The following is a 19004-nucleotide window of genomic DNA, read 5'->3' as shown; positions in this document are numbered from 1 at the left end:
CCGCTTGGTCGATGGCATCAATAGTAGAAACGATCCGGAAAATAACGTTCGAAAATAGCGTGTAAAAAATAGTGTGGATAGAGTGAGAGGACTGGGGGCATGGCATGAGGTAGGGTGGAGGAGGGAAGTAGCGTCCCATCACATGGCATGGGAGGCAAGAGGAAGTGGAAAAAGCACATCTATTTCGAGCAAAAAGTGAAATTTCGAGGGAATTAGTTGGAAATCCTCCACTTATTTTGCCCATTTATAGCGGTTTTCGAACAAATCCCCACAATTTAGGTGTAGAAAATCCACTTAGTATCTGCCGATCGTCTAAATGGGTCAGATTGAAGTGGAGGATTTCCAATTAGCTTGGCCATTTTCTTTCGATTTCTTCCGAATTTATGTTTGCTTCAGTCTTTCGCCATGCTCACGGTATTTCAGTACCTACATCACGCCACTGCCCTACCTACAAGCAAAAAAACCGGATGGAAAGGGGAATATTCACCTATTCCATCCGGCCGCTTTGCGTCAATCCCCGGGAAGCTGGTGCCGCATCCTTTCCTTCTTGCGGTCCTGCCCCGGCGCAGCGTTACCCGCGAGAATCCAGCGGTGAGCTGCGGCAGTCGGATCTTCCCGGTTATTTGAACCGGCGGATTTCAGAACGGTGCCGGGGAGCTAAAAAAAGTCCCCTAAATCAAACGAGCCGCAAGGCTTAACTTAACCCTGGGCTCGCTCGGTTATTTCCTTGAATGAACCGTGATTTCGCTTTCGCGGTCGCATTGCTGCACGACGGAAATCAAGCGGGACCTTTCCAGCCGGTGGCATCGGCATTCCAGAATGCCCATCCCGTTCCCGGCCTCCCCAGGCTCCTGTCGGTAGACGGCCGAACGGTTCAGATACCGCAGCAGCTCCCTCTGGATGTCGGGGCAATGCCGGCTCTTAATCCGCACCGTTTGGGTGAAGAGGCCGCCTTGTACCGGAAGCTTGACGGCTTCGAAGGCGGACAGATAGGCGATGACCGAATAGAGGGCCTGCAGAAAGCCGAAATGAAAGCCCGCACCGATCAAGATCAGGCAGTTCAGCAGCAGCAGAACCCGTTCCGGGGACAGTCTGCCATATTGGAATTGTCTCACCGCTTTCTCCGCAATGTCCAGCGCCCCTCCAAAACGTAAGGCTAAGCCAAGCCCGAGTCCCAGGGACGTTCCCCCGATCAGCGCCGCCAGCAGCGGCTCGCCGATTAGGGAGGAGTATGGATGGAGCACAAGCGTCCCCAGTGAAAATACCAATACCCCGATCACGGTGAAGATCCCGTAGGACCAATGTATATTTTTGCGGTAGAGAAATAATAACGGCAGGTTCAGCAAGAACAGGAACAATCCAAGCCGCATTTCCGTCTTTAACGCCAGCAATGCGGATAAACCGGTCATTCCTCCGACAACGATGCTGTGGGGCATCAGGAACAACTCCAAGCCGACGGAAGCCAGCAATGCGCCGGCAATAATGCCGGCAGCACGGCCCAACGGCGGAAGAAACCGCCTGCTGCCGCCACGGAAACGCTGGGAGGTACGGACTCTTATTTGGTGTTTCAAACCGACCCCTCCTTTAACGGAAACCCATAATCAGGGGCAGGCGGTTTTCCTATTTTCCACTCAACAGGATTTGCCTGATTTGCTGTTGATGGAGCCGTTCGCCAAGTACGACTACTATGGCGTCGGCCGTTAGCAACAAATTCGGCCCAGGATTGATATGTTTGGTATGGTTTTTCTCGATGACCGCTATAATCGTCGCTCCTGAACGTTGACGAATCCGCAAATCCCCGATCGTTTTTCCGATCGCCTTATAATTTGGATCAAGTTTGTACCATTCGATCGCCAAATCGCCGAGCGCCACTTCGATATTGTCCAATGCGGTCGGTTTATAAGTTACGCCTCCAACAACCGCGGATACGTATTTGGCTTCATCCTCGTCCAGAGTCACCTTAGAGATGCTATTCTCCGGATGATCTCGTTCAGCATGATGAATCTCGCGTCTTCCGTCATCATAGAGGATGATGGTTAAGTGATCTCCGCTTCGCGTTTCAAATGAGAATTTTTTTCCGATTCCCGGCAAATGGTCTTCTTTGAGGTTCATCTGTTCTAGCCTCCAATATAAATAGGTTCATGTTAGCATGTTGGGTCTGTAAGATCGCACCGGTTCGTCAAAAACGGAGCAAGCCACGTGATGCGCCACAAACTTGCTGGTGAATTTTAGCGGCAACAGCAGCAGCTTCTTTAAAAGCCAACCATAAAATGGACGAAAACGCACCTGGGTAATATACAGCATAAGGCAGACCCATGCGTAGACCGGATCCGGGAGAGGGGTCATTCTGTCCGCAAACCGTTTGCCGTGCGATGAAATCTTGTGTAGTCGTGACGGGACTTTATAGGATTTGTGAAAATCCGGCTTGTGGAAGTCTCTATCCCCGGTTTCTGCATGCGAGGGAAAAGGAAAAGATGCAGAAAAGAAAATTGCCATGAAGAAGGCAAGCAAAACGGTGGCTGTAAGGCTTACGTACCGGTTATGCTTCTTCATGGCTCATCCCTCCCGAAAAGGCATCGTAACTTATTTAAGGATAGCATACGCAACCTTATTTCTCAAAGTGAAAGGGTAGGATTTCTCGTTGTATTCGTTCCGATTCAGAGATTCGTATATATTCTCTTGGAAAAAATGGGTACACTGGCTCGACCTGCATGCGAAACGGACGATTTGGAGCTTCATGAACCCTGAACTCCGCATGCGAAGACCGAACACTACGCGCCAACCAATTGCCTGCTGCTAAAACAATGAGAAAAATGAAGCAGCAAACGAACGCTTTCCTTAGCATGGGATCACTCCTTTCGATAATTAAGTGATCCCCTATAAGCGCAGAAGGTATACAAACTCTTCTGGATAGATCTTTACAAGGGAATGGAAAGCCGTTATATTAATTACAGGAAATTTGCGAAAATTTAATTAAGGGTTAACCGGAGGAGCCTGCCACTTGGGGCTCCTTTTATCTATTTTTAGGAATATTGGAGGTACGGTAATGAAGTAATTTGATAGCGAAATTTGGGAACACTTAAAGATCAAGAACATCTGTGAGGACTGGAGGGTATTCTTTTGTCGCTGCTTCATGCTGTTATCATGGCGCCATTTTTGGCTGCCGCATTAATCCCATTCATCCGCATGAAAAAGATGAGCCGTATCCATACCGGATGGTTTGTTTTGTGGCTGCCGGTTTTGTTGTTTGTGTACTTTCTCTCCCATATTCCCGGGATCAGCGAGGGACAGCCTTATTCTGCCACGATGATTTGGATGCCGTCGCTCGGCATCGATTTTTCGGTCTACCTGGACGGTTTGGCCCTGCTGTTCGCTTTATTGATTACCGGTGTGGGCGCTCTTGTCGTGTTGTATTCCATTTATTATATGGATAAAGAAAAAGAAGCGGTTCATCGCTTTTACATCTTCTTGTTTATGTTCATGGGGGCCATGCTCGGTGTGGTCATCTCCGACAACCTCATGGTCTTGTATGGTTTCTGGGAGTTAACCAGCATCTCTTCGTTTCTGTTGATCTCTTTCTGGCATGTGAGAGAAGGGTCGCGTTACGGGGCGTTAAAATCGATGCTGATCACCGTATTCGGGGGGCTGGCCATGTTGACCGGCTTCCTTATGCTTTACGTGATGACGGGAACCTTTAGTATTCGAGGAATCATTGCACAGCATGGGGTGGTTTTTGACCATCCGTTATTTGTTCTTGCTCTCGTCCTCGTACTGCTCGGTGCATTCACAAAGTCGGCGCAATTCCCCTTCCACATCTGGCTACCGGATGCTATGGAAGCACCGACCCCGGTCAGTGCCTACTTGCATTCAGCCACGATGGTCAAGGCAGGGATTTATTTGGTTGCTCGGTTAACGCCTGTTTTTGGGGCGAGCGGCACATGGTTTTGGCTGGTGTCTGCCGTGGGCTTGTTCACGATGATTTTCGCCTCGTTTCGAGCGATTAAACAGCATGATCTAAAAGGGATGCTTGCTTTTTCTACCATAAGTCAATTGGGGCTCATCATGTCTTTGCTGGGCGTTGGTTCAGCGGGCGGTGCGGTAGCCGGCAACAGCATGCTATATACCGCCGCTACGACCGCCGCTATTTTTCACATCATTAACCACGCGATCTTTAAGGGCTCATTGTTTATGGTTGTTGGGATTGTGGATCACGAGACGGGTACCCGCGATATACGCAGGCTCGGAGGCTTGATGTCGCTGATGCCGATTACGTTTACGATCGCAGTAATCGGCGCATTTTCCATGGCAGGTATTCCACCGTTTAATGGATTTTTGAGCAAGGAAATGTTCTTCACCGGAATGTTGAACGTTTTGAGTTTGGATATCTGGAATGTTCAAACTTTCCGCATCCTGTTCCCGGTCATTGCTTGGATCGGAAGCGTATTTACGTTCGGGTACAGCATGGTGCTCGTATTCAAGACGTTTACGGGAAAATTCAAACCGGACCAGCTTGAGAAAAAACCGCATGAAGCCCCGCTAGGCATGCTGATTTCTCCCGTGATCCTGGTTGCATTGGCGGTCACGATTGGTTTGTACCCTAACTTTCTTTCGCACACCTTAATCGCTCCTGCAGTCGCTGCGGTGCATCCAGGACTGCTTGCAGCCGGTGAGCACTTTGAGGTTCACATCAGCATGTGGCACGGTTGGACGCCGGAAGTGTTTATGACCCTCGGTGTCATCGTAGCTGGCGTACTGCTTTATGTCGGATATGGAAAGTTCCGTTCAATCAGAGAGACTTGGGGGCGTTCGTTTACGTTAAATCGGGTTTATGACCTGGGATTAAGCGGAATGGAGCGATCGTCGCGCCGATTGACAGACCGTTACATGAACGGTTCGGTCCGGCGTTATCTGATGTATATTTTTGTATTCCTCATCGCCTCTCTTGGGGGGACCATGATTGCAACGCAGAGCTTTTCGCTGAATATGGAGAATTACTCTTCGGTAACCCTGTATGAGATGGTTATCGTGGCCGTACTGGCGATTTCCGCCTTGTCCGTCCCGTTTGCTTCCTCGCGGATTGCCGCAATCATCATGACGGGTGCCGTTGGTTATATGGTGACGTTGCTATTTGTCATTTTCCGGGCCCCCGATTTGGCGTTAACTCAAATGATCGTCGAGACCGTATCCGTAACGTTGTTTTTGCTCTGTTTCTATCACTTGCCCAAACTGAAGAAGGAGAAAAACAGCCAGAGATTTCAACTGACTCGATTTATGATTTCACTGGGGGTTGGTGTCATGATGACGCTGATCGCTCTTAGTGCGGGGGGCGTCAAGCCATTTGCATCGATCGCAGATTATTTCCTGGAGAATAGTTATGAATTGGGCGGCGGTAATAATGTGGTTAACGTGATTCTCGTGGATTTCCGCGGGTTTGATACAATGCTGGAGATTACTGTATTAGGAATTGCCGCACTGGCCATCTTTTCAATGATCCGTCTTAGTCTTGCATCTGACCACCCGGGAGTTAAGCTTTCGTATGGGAACCTTGAACCAAGGCCAGTCCGCAAAAGCAATGACGTGATTTTTAAAACAACTTCTAGGGTAACTGTTTTTCTTATCTTGATCTTCTCCCTATTTTTGTTCTTGGCCGGACACAACAATCCCGGCGGCGGGTTTATAGGCGGACTGATGACGGCGTCGTCACTGGTATTGCTGGCGCTCTCTTTTGGGAAGGGGACAATGGGCAATATTGTTACGGTTGATTTTCGCAAAATGATCGCTATAGGGCTGCTAATCGCCTATCTTACCGGCCTGGGTTCACTTTTGTTTGATGTGCCGTTCTTGACTCACGCCTTTGATCACTTCCATTTGCCGATTCTGGGCGATGTTGAATTGGCAACGGCTGTCTTGTTCGACCTTGGTGTCTATTTGACGGTAGTGGGCGTAACCATGACGATCATATTATCGATAGGAGGGGACAAAAAGTCATGGAATTGATCATGTCTTTGACCGTAGGCATTTTGTTTATGGTCGGGGTGTATCTCATCCTATCCAAAAACCTGCTTCGAATCATCTTGGGGACGTCTTTGCTAACGCATGGCGTTCATCTGCTTCTGCTTACGATGGCTCGGTTGAAAAACGGAGCGGCTCCACTTCTCGGGGAGAACGCTTCATCCTATGTTGATCCTGTTCCTCAGGCACTCATATTAACATCGATCGTCATTAGCTTTGGAGTTACTTCGTTTTTTCTCGTTTTGGCTTATAAGGCCTATCAGAAGCTGGGGACAGATGATATGGAGGAGCTAAGGGGGGAAGAGGATGAATAATCTGCTTGTGTTTCCGCTGATCATTCCTTTGCTCACCGCGGTGGCGTTGATTTTTGGCCATAACCGGATTATGCTTCAGCGTTGGATAAGTTTGGTCGGTTCGCTGGCCCATCTCGTGGTATCTTGTTTGATCGTGCGCCAGGTGCATCTTGATGGGATTCAAACCCTGTATATGGGGGGGTGGCTTCCACCCTACGGGATTATATTTGTAGCGGACATGTTCGCTGCTCTGCTAGTGCTGTCCACTTCTGTTGTCAGCTTGGCCTGCTTGTTATATGCCTTTCGGACGATCGGCCAGGATCGGGAGCGCTATTATTTCTATCCCTTCTTTCAGTTCTTGATCGTGGGCGTTTGCGGGTCGTTTCTGACAGGGGATTTGTTCAATCTGTTTGTTTGTTTTGAAGTGATGCTTATCGCCTCCTATGCTCTGATTGTACTCGGTGGGACCAAACGCCAACTGCGGGAAACCCTAAAGTATATTTTGATCAATATTGTCTCTTCCACGCTATTCGTCGCTGCCGTAGCTTACTTGTACTCCGTAACGGGGACGCTGAATATGGCTCACCTGTCCGTACGAATTGCGGAGCTCGAACAAGCGGGGATCTTGACGGTGATTGCCGTTATGTTATTGACTGTGTTCGCGCTGAAGGCAGGTCTACTGCTGTTCTTTTGGCTTCCCGGTTCGTATAGTGCGCCTCCTACCGCGGTTAGAGCGGTTTTCGCCGCTTTGCTTACCAAAGTAGGGTTATATGCCATCGTAAGGACGGTAACGCTCCTCTTCCCCTATCAACCGGACCTCATACGTGACGGGATCGGCTTGATGGCGATGGTGACGATGGTTCTCGGCGGAATCGGCGCCGTTGCTTACACCAATATTCACAAGATCATTAACTATAACGTGATCCTGGGTATCGGTTTTATCGGCTTTGGGATCGCCGTCGGAAATAAAGCCTCGATGGATGGGGTGATTTTTTACCTGCTGCACGATATGTTGGCCAAAGCGCTATTGTTCCTGCTTGGCGGCATGCTGATCAAAGCGGCCGGGACGGATGATTTAAGGGAAATGGGCGGTCTGATCAAGCGTTATCCATTGCTCGGATGGTTGTTCTTCATCGTGACGTTGGCACTCGTCGGAGTACCGCCACTCAGCGGTTTTCCGGGAAAAATGCTGATGCTCCGCGGAGGCCTGGAATCCGGAAATTATCTGTTGACCGCAGTAGCGGTCCTTTCAAGCCTGTTGGTTTTATATTCCTTAATTCGAGTGTTTATCGGGGCTTTTTTTGGGAAAGAAAAGCGCAGCGAAACCGGCGAGGAGAGTTTTAAAGGCTTATTGGCTATTACCTCCGGCTTGCTTGTGCTGCTCGTCGGGATCGGTCTAGGTGCCGAAGCGGTCAATACATTCGTATCGCAAGCAGGGCATATCCTCGTAACTCCTGATTTATATGTGGAAGCCGTACTAAAGAGGTAAAATTAGTGGCCCGACCGATATTTTGAATAAGGAGTAGATGGTATGTTTCTGCAAATATTGCTTAACCTTCTAATTGCCGTCATCTGGATGTTCTTGAATAGCAGCTGGTCCGCTTCAGGATTTCTGGTCGGTTTTGTGATCGGACTGGTGTTAATCGGCTTATTCAGACGGATATGGCCTAACGACTTTTATGTGAAAAAGGTTTGGGCAATTCTGAAGCTGTTGATGTTGTTTAATAAAGAATTGGTTATTTCCAGTATTACGGTGATTCGGCAAATCGTTCGTCCGAGGTTGAACATCCGCCCGGGAATCCTCGCTTATTCAACCGAGCTACGGAGCAACTGGGAGCTCACGTTGTTGTCCTGCCTAATTACGCTGACTCCGGGGACGCTCACGCTCGAGGTTTCATCGGAGGGGAATACGAACACATTATATATTCATGCCATGGATGTAGCAGATGCGGAGCTCCTGGTTAATCAGATCCGCGGCTCGTTTGAACGGGCGATTATGGAGGTGACGCGCAAGTGATGTCGACTTTTCTGTATCTAGCTCTCGTTATCCTGTCCTTGTCCATTTTCGGTTGCTTATTTCGGTTGCTTAAGGGGCCGTCGCTGCCCGATCGGATTATGAGTCTGGATTCCATCGGAATCAATTTGCTGGCGATGATCGCTGTTTTTTCCATGCTCCAGCAAACGAAGGCTTATATCGATATCATTTTGCTAATTGGCATTCTTACATTTATCGGTACGGCCTCATTGGCTAGATTTATCGAAAGGGGGATCGTCTTCGAAGATGGAGATCACGAAAATAGGTGAAGTTTTGATTGGGATTATCGTGCTACTCGGTGCGCTTCTTAGTGCACTTAGCACCTTTGGACTTCTGCGTCTTCCTGACACTTACTTACGCTCGCATGCGGCCACGAAAAGCACGACGCTGGGTATATTGTTTATTCTGGGTGCGGCCTTCTTTTACTTCTTGATTTATTTGGATTATGCCGATGCAAGCGCCAAGCTGCTTCTTGGCATTGTGTTTGTGTTTGTTACTGCTCCTGTTGCCGGGCATTTGAACGGCAGGGCTGCTTATCGCAGCGGAGTCCCCTTATGGGAGCAAAGCGTTCGGGACGACCTGAAGAAGGAGTTTGACCGCCAAAGCTCAGCGCCAAAATGAAAGGAATGGACTGGCACCGGTACTGACCGGTGTCAGTTTATTTAGGCTTTAGCCAGTTGAGTACGCGAAGCGTGCGAAACAAAAAACCACCCGCTATGCGGGTGGAGGGAACGAGGGTTTGACCAACAAGACCATCCCGATAAAATTGAGATGTTCAGGCTCAATGAAAGGAATGGTCTTAGATGGCAAACAAGAACTACAGTCTTGCTCACACAAAGTGGATGTGCAAATACCATATTGTGTTCACCCCGAAGTATAGACGGAAAGAAATCTATAATCAAGTGAGGAAAGACTTGATCGAAATTTTCAAACGTCTATGTAAGTATAAAGGCGTGGAGATTCTAGAAGGTCATATGATGCCGGATCATGTACACATGTTGGTAGCCATTCCACCAAAGATATCCGTGTCATCTTTCATGGGATATCTGAAGGGAAAAAGTTCCCTCATGATCTTTGAGAAACATGCCCAATTAAAGTATAAATACGGGAACCGAAAATTTTGGGCGGAGGGATATTATGTGAGTACAGTGGGACTGAATGAAGCTACCGTAGCAAAGTATATTCGTGAACAAGAAGTACACGACCAGGCGATGGATAAGCTGAGTGTAAAAGAATATGAAGATCCGTTCAGCAGTAACGGTGGCAAGAAGAAGTAAACCAGTTTAACTGGTAAGTGAAGGTGACAAAATACACTGAGCCTGAACAATTTTATTGTCAGGCTAGCGTCTTTAGGCGCAGTTTGGCAACAGGGGGTTATACCCCAAGAGCAAACCACCCGTTGGACGGGTGGTTATGATTTTCAACATATAAAAAAGTATAAAATTACTACCCTATTTCAGAAATTTGATAAGGTAAGGATATGGAGAATACGGTACTGAAACGGATATTTCTCGAGAACGGGAATGGTTTTCTGCATTCGGGAACGAATCCGGGGGAGCGGTCTGCTCCTTCCCAGTCGGTGCCAAGCCAACTGCAGAAGTGCAGGTGATTTTCCGCAGATTTCGCTTTCATAGCGGGTGAAGTGCAAAAGTGCATTTGATTTGGGGATGAATCTGGGAGAAGAGGCGATTTGCCGAAAATCGTCTGCACTTTTGCATTTGATCGGCCGAATTGGCGCCCACTGGCGAAAAAGAGCTGCACTTTTGCATTTCGTGTGAGCCGCTGCCGTCCACTCCCTCCACCAAGCGGAAAGCGGGGAAGGCCGGGAGCGGCCTACTTGATGCCTTTCCCGCCAACGGGGCGGAGCGGAATCGACTACTCCACGCCGGCGATCAGCGGCATGGCGCGTTGAAACGTCGCCCGCGTGGCTTCATCTTGCAGCGAGGCGGCAGGGGCTTCTGCACTGCTCCATACCTCCGTGAACACACGGTGTCGGGCTCCGTTCGTAAGCCGCGTCATCTTCGATATGAGGCCCTCCGGCCTGTGAACCCTCAGGCCGAGCGCATCCTCGACTTAGGTCTAGGTTCAAAAACCGTCCGGGGTCCGTTTTGGAAAACCCGTAATCCACCTAGAATAGAGACATAAGGTTGATCAAATGAGAGGCGGTGATATATCGATGAGAACAAATCGACCGAATGTATTCGCTATTGTACTAATTGCCCTGGGCGCCCTGATTCTGCTCGGCAAATTGACTCCTTTCCTGGGCAGCCTGTTCGGACTGGTGATCGCGATCGTCATGATCGGTCTCGGTTATTACGGGATACGCCGGGGGAACGCCTTCTTCGGATGGCTGGTGCTGATTTTCGGGGTCATTTCTCTGATCTCCAAGCTGGCTTGGCTGATCGTTCCGCTGGTGGGTATCGGATTAATCGTATACGGTATCTCTTCCTTAAGAGGAAGACGGAGTTACTGATTTGATTGTATACAAGCAGAATAACATGAAATGAGGACCGAAAGGTTAGGAGGGAAGGGTGTCATGAGCGTATTTCGTCGGGTACGAGATATTACGGTAGCGACTTTGAACGAGAAATTGGAGCAGTCCCAGGACCCGGTCAGATTGATCGACCAGTTCTTGATCGAAACGCGGCAGGAAATCGCCGAAGCCGAGAAGCTGCATCATCAATACAGCGGCCACGCGAAGCAGATGAAGCAGCAAGTGGATCAGGCCAAGGTGATGCGCGACAAACGCGAGGAACAAGCGTTGCTCGCCTTGAAAGCGGGCGAGGAGCACTTGGCGAAGCTGGCCCTGCAGGAGAAGATGCTGTACGAGGAAAAGGTTGAGCAATACACCGAATTGTACTCGCAAAGCTTGGAATCGCTGCAGGAATTGGAAGCCCAACTGAATGAACTGAAGACCGAATATCAGGTCGTTTACAGCAAACGTCAGTACTACTACGCAAGAATGGAGACGCTTCGTTTACAGCAGCGGATGAACCAGCGGATGAGCGGTTACGGCGTGCAGGACGTGCCGAAGATGTTCCATCGCTTGGAGGATCGGGTGTCCGATATGGAATGGGAAGCCCGCAGCCTGCGCGATTTGCGGAGAGCGGGTTCGGAATTCTTGAACCAAGCCGGCTCCGCCATCCAATCGACTCTGGAACAGGAGCTCTCCCGCTTGAAGCAGAAGCTGAATAACCAGGGAGAGGAGTAAGATCGATGGGAAGACCTTTGTACCGTTCCAGACGGGATCGCTGGATTAGCGGTTTGATCGGCGGGCTGGGCGAATATTTCGGCATTAACGTCGGCATGCTCCGGCTGATCGCTATTCTCAGCATTTTCTTCACCGGCGGAATGACGATATTCATCTACTGTATCGCAACCTTGGTCATCTCCAAGGAGCCGTATCCGCCTCACGATCCGTATTATAACGGCGGATGGCCGGGCGCCGGTCCTCAGCCGGGTTATGACCCGAAACGCCGGGACTTCTACGAGGATCCCCGCTTCGGTGCCCGCCCGCCCTACGGAGCTCCAAACGGAAATACTTACGGAACCCAGCCGCCGCAATATGGCGCGGGCGCTCCGGGACCCGGTTTTCAAGCGGCCCCGGGTGCTTCCAACCTGGATTCCATGATGGAAGATATCGAAAAGAAAGCCATGAAAAAAGAACTGGAAGAGCTGCGGAAGAAGCTCTCCGACTACGAGAAGGGAGAAGTGTAAAACATGGGAGTATTCAAAAGAATTAAGGATATTACGAAAGCGTCTGTAAACGATTTGCTGGATAAGGTGGAAGACCCGATTGTCATGCTCAACCAGTACCTGCGTGATATGGAGGCTGAAATTCGCGACGCCGAGGTGACGGTGGCCAAGCAAATGGCCAACGAGCGCCGGATGAAGCAGCGTCTGGACGAAGCGGCTCGCATTTCCGCGCAGCGTGAAGCTCAAGCCGAAATTGCACTTCGCAATGGTCAGGAAGAAGTAGCCCGTAAAATGCTGGAAGAGAAAATCCATTACGATCAAAAGCAAACGGAATTCGCCGAGCTGCATGCTCAGTCGGAAGCTCAGGCAGCCGAACTCAAACAGCAACTGCACGAGATGAAAGACGAATTCTACAAGCTGCGTAACAAACGGAACGAGCTGGTAAGCCGTGCGCAAATGGCGAAGGCCAGAAAGCAAATGTCGCAAATCAGCAGCCTGCATACGATCGAAAGCGGCAATGCTTCGCTTGGTTTCCATCGGATGGAAGAGAAGATCATGCAGATGGAAGCGGAAGCCGAAGTGGCCGGCGTTGTCTATCGGGGAACCTCGCCTTCCACGTACATCAGCCCGGCGGATGCCGAGAAGCAGTTGAAAGTGGATGCGCAGCTTGAAGCGCTGAAAGCGAAAATGAACCCGTCCGCGGCCCGCGAGGAAAACAAGGAATAACTACACGTCCGCCGGACATTGTGATATTCTAAATACTGGTGAAGCCATGCGGTATGGGGTCCCATACCGTTATGGCTTTTTACGACTCTATGAACCTGCAGGGAGGTGCGGCATGGATACGCGGAAAAGGTTCTTAGCCATCGGCTTGATTGGATTCGGGGTACTGTTGATTTTCGGGAAGTGGCTGAGTTTCTTCACGATTGTCGCCCTCTTTTTTCTTGTGTTCGGCATTTATAAGATCCGGCAGGGAGAGCAGGTCAAAACCGGCTATATCTTACTGGCGATCGGCGGCGGGATGATCCTGCTTGATCATTTCATGCTGGTCCTGGCGATTCTGATGATCTCGCTGGGCTACTATTACGCCAAGATTCGCAAAACTCAGCCCCAAGGCAATTATGTGCAGAAGCAGAACATCACCTCCAGCATTCGGTGGGATCGCGATCCGTGGAGCTTGCGGAATACGAGCATGTGGCATGTAGTTGGGGAACTCGACATCGATTTGTCGCTGGCGATGGTGGAAGGAGGGCATAACGTCCTCATGTTCCAAGGGATCGTCGCCGATGTCGATCTGGTGATCCCGGAGGATTACGGGGTGGAGATCGAGGCGTTTGTCTTGTTCGGACAAATCGATTTCGGCCAAGACAAAGAAACGGGAATGCTCAATCGGCTGTATTGGAAGTCGCCGAATTACGAGCTCCGTGACCAAAAAGTGAAAATCATCATTTCCTATCTTGTAGGAGATGTCGATATACGATTAACTTGAGACAGGAGGAACGTCCCGCATGAAATCCAGAAAGACGAGCAATATGGTATCCCGCAGCATGCGCGGAGGGATTCTCCTGTCTGTTATTATGATGGCGGCCACCTTTTACGTGCTGTACACATACGGGTATATTCAACCTCAATCGTCCTGGAGAACGGGCATCAAGGCCGGCATTACGCTGCTGTCGCTGCTTGTCATCATCGGAGCGGCTTACGGTTTGATTCAGGGGTATCGCCCGAAGCGGCAGATCGACGGCCTGCGCGAAGCGCTCCTGCAATGGGAGAAAGGCAACCAAACCGGGAGCGTTCCGAAGCTCGGCGAAGATGAACTGGGCCGACTCGCCGAGCAGTTGGAACGGATCGGCAAACGCTGGGAGGATCAGGTCTCTTCCCTTCAGCGGTTGTCGACGCATAACGCCCAACTGGCCGAGCAAGCCCGGGTTTCGGCCATCGTGGAGGAGCGACAGCGCCTTGCGCGCGAGTTGCATGACGCCGTCTCCCAGCAGTTGTTCGCCATCTCGATGACGGCCACGGCCGTGGGAAGAACGCTGGAAAAGGATTTCGACAAGGCCCAGCGGCAGGTTGAGCTCATCGAAGAAATGGCTTCCGTCGCCCAGTCGGAAATGCGGGCGTTGCTGTTGCACTTGCGGCCGGTCTATCTGGAAGGCAAGGAGTTGTCCCAAGGTTTGCGCGACCTGGTCAAGGAGCTGAAAACCAAGGTGCCGATGGATTTGACGCTGGAGATGGATGAGGATTTAAACTTGGGCAAGGGAATCGAAAACCATCTGTTCCGCATCATTCAGGAGGCGATGTCCAATACGCTGCGACATGCCAAGGCAGACAAGATGGAGATTCGGATTCACCGCCGGGGCGAAGCTGTCAAGGTAACGCTGCGCGATAACGGCATGGGGTTCGATTTGGACGACAAGAAGCAGGCTTCCTACGGCTTGTCCACCATGCAGGAACGCATTCATGAGATCGGCGGATCGATTCAGTTTATCACCGCGCCCGGCAAGGGGACGCGAATTGATATGACTGTGCCACTATTTAATGAGGAAAGCGGGGAAGAGGTCAACCATGGAGATGGAAGACAAGGAGATTAAGGTACTGCTTGTGGATGATCATGAAATGGTGAGAATCGGCCTGGCGGCGGTACTCGGCACCGAAGACGGCATCGAGGTCGTCGGGGAAGCCAGCAGCGGGGAAGAGGGAATCCGCCTGGCGCAGGAATACCGGCCGGATGTCGTGCTAATGGATCTGGTTATGGAGGGGATGGACGGGATTGAAGCCACCCGGCAACTGCTCGCGTTGCATCCGGACAGCAAGGTGATTGTGCTCACCAGTTATCTGGACGACGAGAAGATGTACCCCGTTATCGAGGCCGGGGCTTTCAGTTATTTGCTCAAAACGTCGCGCGCTTCCGAAATCGCCGAGGCAATCCGCGCCGCGGCCCGCGGCCAGTCGGTACTGGAGTCGCAAGTCGCTTCCAAGATGATGAACCGGTTCCGCCAGCCGAAGGTGGAGGCACCGGCTCACGAGGAGCTGACCGAACGCGAAATGGACGTTCTGCGCCTGCTGGCCCAGGGCAAATCCAATCAGGATATCGCCGATGAGCTCATCATCGGAATTAAAACGGTCAAGTTCCATGTCACGAATATTTTGGCGAAGCTGGGGGTTGAGGATCGTACCCAAGCGGCCATATACGCTTATAAAAACGGTTTGGCGGAGTGATTTTGCTCCGGCAAACCGTTTTTCTATGGGTCCAGCAATTTATAGGAGGAGGAGTGGACGATGGTTACCACCGGCGTGACTTGATCCAATTCCATCAGGGAAATCAGCGGCTTGCCGCGGGAACGGAGCTGTTTCCAGCGTGCCTGATCATAGCGGTACAACTTCTCCTCCAAATTGTAGAGGTCGATATTTTTGGCCTTTGCCGCCGTAAAGGCACGTCTGATGTCCTGTTCGATTTTCTTTTCGGCCAACGCTTTAATGGTGGCGGCCGTGACTTTGCCCGTCATGCCCGACTCGGTGATATAAGCTTTGACGCCAACCCGGATACGAACCCTAAGGTTATCGACTCCGGCGCCGATCCGAATGTGCGGATCGCAATGGCTTATGATCAGCGTCATCGGCGATCCGCCCTCCATGGTCATGGCCAACGGATATTGGCCCACATTTTTGAAAGCGACATACCTTGCTCCCTGAAGCATCGTTGGATCGAGAAGTCCGCGGTTTTGGCCTTGCGCGATAGCGTAAGCAGCGACGAGCTTCACTTGAGGGACGGGTTTGCCTTCCCCTTTCCAAACCTCATCGGTCCAACTGATTAAGGGCAGAATCTTCGTAACGGCCGGTTCCTTCACGCCGTTCATCAGTTCTATGACCCGGATGGGCCGGACGAAGGAATATTGCTTGAACACTTCCTCAGGATCGAGCAACTCCGAATTAAGTGTCGATTCATTCAAGAGAGAGATGCTTGAAAAAATGTCGGGGATCTCCTTGTCGGTGCCGAATACCCAAGGCGTGTACCGAAGATCGCGGGTTTGAATCAAGCTGTTGATGGATTCGGGCAAATGCTTGTCGAGCAGCGCTTTGGAAAAGACGATCGCCCGAACATGCGTCCAAAGCGTTTGCTGCTCCGATGCGGGGTAGAGAGAACTCAACGCCTCGTCGATCGTCTTGCCTTCGCCTTTACCGATCCATATTTTTCCTTTGCCCGTCTCGACCTTTCCTTCCTGTTTGGCAATTTCCGCAAAGTCCAGAAGCTGGGCGTAAATGATATAGCGCCCTTCCGCATAATCGACCCCCAGCGCGGTGATGAAATTGCTATGCTGCACTTCTTTGATGTCCCAACATCCCGTCAACATCAGGATGAGCAACAGGATAGCCGGTACTGCTCTCAAGGTTTGTCCCTCCTTGCGGTTTTGTCGTGCGGATGTAGGATGCGAGGCCGCTTCTTGATCGAGTCCGACGGTTTCTTGAACACGCTTTCGGCAAAATCTCTCTTAACGAACGGGGAGTACGGGGACAAATAAGGCACGCCATAGGACTCCAATGAGGAGAGATAGAGGACTAATCCGATTAAGCTGATCAAAAACCCGAACATTCCGAAGAAGGAGGACAGCAGTACAATGCCGAGCCGGAGATGGGCTGCCGTACCGCTTAACGTTTGATTTTCCAGGGTTGAACTTGCAACGATCGCGATCGCCACGGCTACGATAATCGTCGGGGACGTGATCCCGGCGCGAATTGCGGCATCTCCGATAATCAACCCGCCTACCACCGTAATCGTTTGCCCGATGGCTTGCGGCAAGCGTCTGCCCGCCTCGTTGAAAATCTCGAACAGAAACAGCATGATGACGGCCTCGAACGGGACCGGAAAAGGCAAGCCGTGCCGCGAATTGCTGATAGTCGCCAGCAGAGGAACGGGAATTTGCTCCAGATTGAAGCTGGTCAGCGCTACATAAAAGCCCGGCAGAAATAATCCGATGGTCAATCCAACAATCCTCAGCACCTTTTGCAACGATACGATATAAAACGGGGTGTTGGCATCCTCCGGAGAAATCAGGAGATTCATGAGCGTAACGGGAGCGATGATCGCGATCGGGTTCCCGTCCACCAGTACGGCGAATCGGCCGGCCAGCAGGGCATCGGTAACATAGTCCGGTCTTCCCGAATAATCGGTCAGCGGAAAGATGGACCTGGTTTTCGAACCGGTCACGACGGATTCGATAAACGAGGTGCCGATGATGGCGTCCGTATCGATCCCGTTCAGCCGTTTTCGCGCTTCCTCGAGAATTTCCGGACTGATGACGTCTTGAATGTAGAACAGCGCAATTCGCGATTCGCCCCGCGTTCCCTTGATGATCTCCTCCACGCAGAGCGAAGGGGTTCGCAGCCGTTTTCGAATCAAACCGATATTGGTCGTCAAGTTCTCGGTAAATCCGTCTCGGGATCCCTTGACCGCAGCTTCCGTATTGGCTTCTTCCGGAGAGCGGCCCGGGGGACTGGAGATATCGAAACTGAAAAAGGCCTCCCGCTCTTCAAAATAAATCGCCAGCTTGCCGGAGTAGACCAGAAGCGAAAGATGATGCAGCAAGTCCGGCTCCTTGATCGGATTCAGCGGCAAAAAACGATTGCGTTCGATCGCCTCGATTCCAGGGTCAACCTGTTCCCGAAACAGGTCGGCCAGACGGGGAAGGACGTATTCGTTTAACTGTTTCATATCGGTCATGGGTTCGCAGTAGATTAAGGTAATCGGGTGGCTGTGCTCCCCGCCCGCGTCGAACTGGCGAATCTTGACATCGGCCGAGTGCTGAAAATATTGGTTGAGGAACGGGATATCGATAGGGCGTTCCTTTTGGCTGTGAGGCCGGTCGCTGGCATTCATGCGGTTCGTCCTTTCTTGCGAGATCGAAACAAGGCGGCGATTGCGATCAAGAGCGTCAGGCCCAAGATGAAGCAGGCGTTCGCCGGAAAAACGTATCGAACCATCAGATGCTGGAACTCGACGTCGGTTAAGGCATAGCAGCCTAGCGGTACTAGAATGACGGCAAGGACGGAGAGCAAGGAAGTTCTCCAGCGTGTCGCCGGTCTCTTCCACATGTCGGCGATGACGATCAAGGCAAAGGAGATGCGGATACAACTGCCGGACAACCATTGGTAGATCGAGAAAAAGTCGGTTTGCGTTATGTATTTGCCGAACCCGGCGATTCTCCATTCCTCGTAGGCCGGGTAACGCTGGACGGCGGCCTCGAACGGGTTGAATTCTATGATAGCGCCGGTCAAAGGGCCAAGGGTCAAACCTAAGAGAATGCACGCGAACACGATCAATTGTTTTCGGTTCAACGGCGCTTCCAGGTAGGGATGAAGAAACAAGATGAAATACAATTCGAACAAACCGGAACAAGCGTACAACATGCCTTTCAATGCCGGATTCCATCCCTGTTCGAAAAGGGGGAACAGCAGGCTGTAATCTTTGTATTCCACGTTGACGAGGGCGACATAAATGCCGAGCAGCACGACCAGCGGCAGCAGAATGCCCGAAGTGACGGCGATCGTTCTCATCCCTTTTAAGGCTCCGATCAGGCATAAAAGCATCAAAATCAACGAGGTAGCCAAGACCGGGGTAGATGGCAGGAAGGTCACCTTCATCCACATCACGGTGTCGAATAAGCTGGACCACGCCGTTACGAAAAAGAACGCCGTCACGACGCAGCGAAACAAAAAAGCAGGAAATCGGCCGAACCGTTCGCGAATCCATTCGGGTAGGGGCTCGGTTCCGATCCGAGACGAAGCGAAAAGAATCAGGCCCACCACGACCGCAAAGGGCACACCGGCAAAGAGCACGGAAATCCAGGCATCCCGTTTGGCGATTTGCAGCAGTGCGGGTATGATAAAGACATGGTTCGTGATGCCGATGGTGAGCATCAGGGTCATGATGGCCTGCAATTTCGTAGGTTTTGGCGAGCGGATCATAAATT

General features: G+C 51.1%; 21 protein-coding genes. 14 read left to right on the top strand and 7 right to left on the bottom strand.

The genetic code is table 11. The features are described from left to right. Positions 1-719: 719 nt before the first annotated feature. The 3 genes from ACZF99_RS21955 to ACZF99_RS21945 are packed head-to-tail and all read right to left on the bottom strand — an operon-like array spanning position 720 to position 2553. Complete coding sequence (locus ACZF99_RS21955; protein WP_483607094.1) at positions 720-1571, bottom strand: YitT family protein; 852 nt, start codon at positions 1569-1571, stop codon at positions 720-722. Between the two features lie 49 nt (positions 1572-1620). Then, the gene (locus tag ACZF99_RS21950; RefSeq protein WP_483607093.1) at positions 1621-2112 is read right to left on the bottom strand and encodes a cation:proton antiporter regulatory subunit; all 492 of its coding nucleotides are present in this window, start codon (positions 2110-2112) and stop codon (positions 1621-1623) included. Positions 2113-2139: 27 nt separating this feature from the next. Next, positions 2140-2553 carry a hypothetical protein gene (locus ACZF99_RS21945; protein WP_483607092.1) on the bottom strand — a complete coding sequence of 138 codons (414 nt, stop codon included), beginning with the start codon at positions 2551-2553 and terminating at the stop codon, positions 2140-2142. Positions 2554-3120: 567 nt separating this feature from the next. Between ACZF99_RS21945 and ACZF99_RS21940 the strand changes: the two genes are divergently transcribed. From ACZF99_RS21940 to tnpA, 7 genes are all read left to right on the top strand, one after another. Beyond that, the gene (locus ACZF99_RS21940) at positions 3121-5997 is read left to right on the top strand and encodes a Na+/H+ antiporter subunit A (protein WP_483607091.1); all 2877 of its coding nucleotides are present in this window, start codon (positions 3121-3123) and stop codon (positions 5995-5997) included. Further along, positions 5988-6326 carry a Na(+)/H(+) antiporter subunit C gene (locus tag ACZF99_RS21935; protein WP_483607090.1) on the top strand — a complete coding sequence of 113 codons (339 nt, stop codon included), beginning with the start codon at positions 5988-5990 and terminating at the stop codon, positions 6324-6326. Before ACZF99_RS21940 ends, ACZF99_RS21935 begins: the two co-directional genes overlap by 10 nt. After that, complete coding sequence (locus ACZF99_RS21930; protein WP_483607089.1) at positions 6319-7794, top strand: Na+/H+ antiporter subunit D; 1476 nt, start codon at positions 6319-6321, stop codon at positions 7792-7794. Before ACZF99_RS21935 ends, ACZF99_RS21930 begins: the two co-directional genes overlap by 8 nt. 42 nt (positions 7795-7836) lie before the next feature. After that, complete coding sequence (locus ACZF99_RS21925; protein WP_483607088.1) at positions 7837-8322, top strand: Na+/H+ antiporter subunit E; 486 nt, start codon at positions 7837-7839, stop codon at positions 8320-8322. Continuing rightward, a complete protein-coding gene (locus ACZF99_RS21920) occupies positions 8322-8609 on the top strand; it encodes a Na(+)/H(+) antiporter subunit F1 (protein ID WP_483612892.1) in 288 nt (95 codons plus the stop codon). The genes ACZF99_RS21925 and ACZF99_RS21920 overlap by 1 nt, the downstream gene beginning before the upstream one ends. Further along, on the top strand, positions 8587-8961 hold the full coding sequence (gene mnhG, locus ACZF99_RS21915) for a monovalent cation/H(+) antiporter subunit G (protein ID WP_483607087.1): 375 nt from the start codon (positions 8587-8589) through the stop codon (positions 8959-8961). Before ACZF99_RS21920 ends, mnhG begins: the two co-directional genes overlap by 23 nt. A 182-nt stretch (positions 8962-9143) precedes the next feature. After that, a complete protein-coding gene (gene tnpA, locus ACZF99_RS21910; RefSeq protein WP_240268557.1) occupies positions 9144-9617 on the top strand; it encodes an IS200/IS605 family transposase in 474 nt (157 codons plus the stop codon). 598 nt (positions 9618-10215) lie between these two features. Here tnpA and ACZF99_RS21905 read toward each other — a convergent pair. Next, positions 10216-10359, bottom strand: a complete 144-nt coding sequence (locus ACZF99_RS21905; RefSeq protein ID WP_483607086.1) for a hypothetical protein — start codon at positions 10357-10359, stop codon at positions 10216-10218. 157 nt (positions 10360-10516) lie between these two features. On the opposite strand from ACZF99_RS21905, the gene ACZF99_RS21900 reads away from it, so the two are divergent. The 7 genes from ACZF99_RS21900 to ACZF99_RS21870 all read left to right on the top strand — a co-directional run bounded on the left by ACZF99_RS21900 (position 10517) and on the right by ACZF99_RS21870 (position 15255). Next, a complete protein-coding gene (locus ACZF99_RS21900) occupies positions 10517-10813 on the top strand; it encodes a hypothetical protein (protein WP_483607085.1) in 297 nt (98 codons plus the stop codon). 63 nt (positions 10814-10876) lie between these two features. Then, positions 10877-11551: a PspA/IM30 family protein gene (locus ACZF99_RS21895; RefSeq protein ID WP_483607084.1), complete on the top strand. Its 675-nt coding sequence runs from the start codon at positions 10877-10879 to the stop codon at positions 11549-11551. Positions 11552-11556: 5 nt separating this feature from the next. After that, complete coding sequence (locus tag ACZF99_RS21890; protein ID WP_483607083.1) at positions 11557-12057, top strand: PspC domain-containing protein; 501 nt, start codon at positions 11557-11559, stop codon at positions 12055-12057. 3 nt (positions 12058-12060) lie between these two features. Next, positions 12061-12762, top strand: coding sequence for a PspA/IM30 family protein (locus tag ACZF99_RS21885; RefSeq protein WP_483607082.1), 702 nt, complete (start codon positions 12061-12063; stop codon positions 12760-12762). A gap of 112 nt (positions 12763-12874) precedes the next feature. Then, positions 12875-13525: a cell wall-active antibiotics response protein LiaF gene (gene liaF, locus ACZF99_RS21880; protein WP_483607081.1), complete on the top strand. Its 651-nt coding sequence runs from the start codon at positions 12875-12877 to the stop codon at positions 13523-13525. A gap of 19 nt (positions 13526-13544) precedes the next feature. Next, positions 13545-14627 carry a sensor histidine kinase gene (locus ACZF99_RS21875; RefSeq protein WP_483607080.1) on the top strand — a complete coding sequence of 361 codons (1083 nt, stop codon included), beginning with the start codon at positions 13545-13547 and terminating at the stop codon, positions 14625-14627. Continuing rightward, positions 14608-15255 carry a response regulator gene (locus tag ACZF99_RS21870; RefSeq protein WP_483612890.1) on the top strand — a complete coding sequence of 216 codons (648 nt, stop codon included), beginning with the start codon at positions 14608-14610 and terminating at the stop codon, positions 15253-15255. The genes ACZF99_RS21875 and ACZF99_RS21870 overlap by 20 nt, the downstream gene beginning before the upstream one ends. A 23-nt stretch (positions 15256-15278) precedes the next feature. On the opposite strand, the gene ACZF99_RS21865 is transcribed toward ACZF99_RS21870, so the two are convergent. Genes ACZF99_RS21865 through ACZF99_RS21855 form a run of 3 tightly spaced genes read right to left on the bottom strand, consistent with a single transcriptional unit; the run spans position 15279 to position 18999 of the window. Then, positions 15279-16424, bottom strand: a complete 1146-nt coding sequence (locus tag ACZF99_RS21865) for a Ger(x)C family spore germination protein (RefSeq protein WP_483607079.1) — start codon at positions 16422-16424, stop codon at positions 15279-15281. Then, complete coding sequence (locus ACZF99_RS21860) at positions 16421-17911, bottom strand: spore germination protein (RefSeq protein ID WP_483607078.1); 1491 nt, start codon at positions 17909-17911, stop codon at positions 16421-16423. The genes ACZF99_RS21865 and ACZF99_RS21860 overlap by 4 nt, the downstream gene beginning before the upstream one ends. Then, positions 17908-18999, bottom strand: a complete 1092-nt coding sequence (locus ACZF99_RS21855) for an endospore germination permease (protein WP_483607077.1) — start codon at positions 18997-18999, stop codon at positions 17908-17910. Before ACZF99_RS21855 ends, ACZF99_RS21860 begins: the two co-directional genes overlap by 4 nt. Between the last annotated feature and the right edge of the window lie 5 nt (positions 19000-19004).

This window comes from Paenibacillus sp. JL3B1040, from assembly GCF_057063165.1.
Note: the sequence above shows the minus strand (reverse complement) of the source record. Positions and strands in the feature narration are given on the sequence as shown.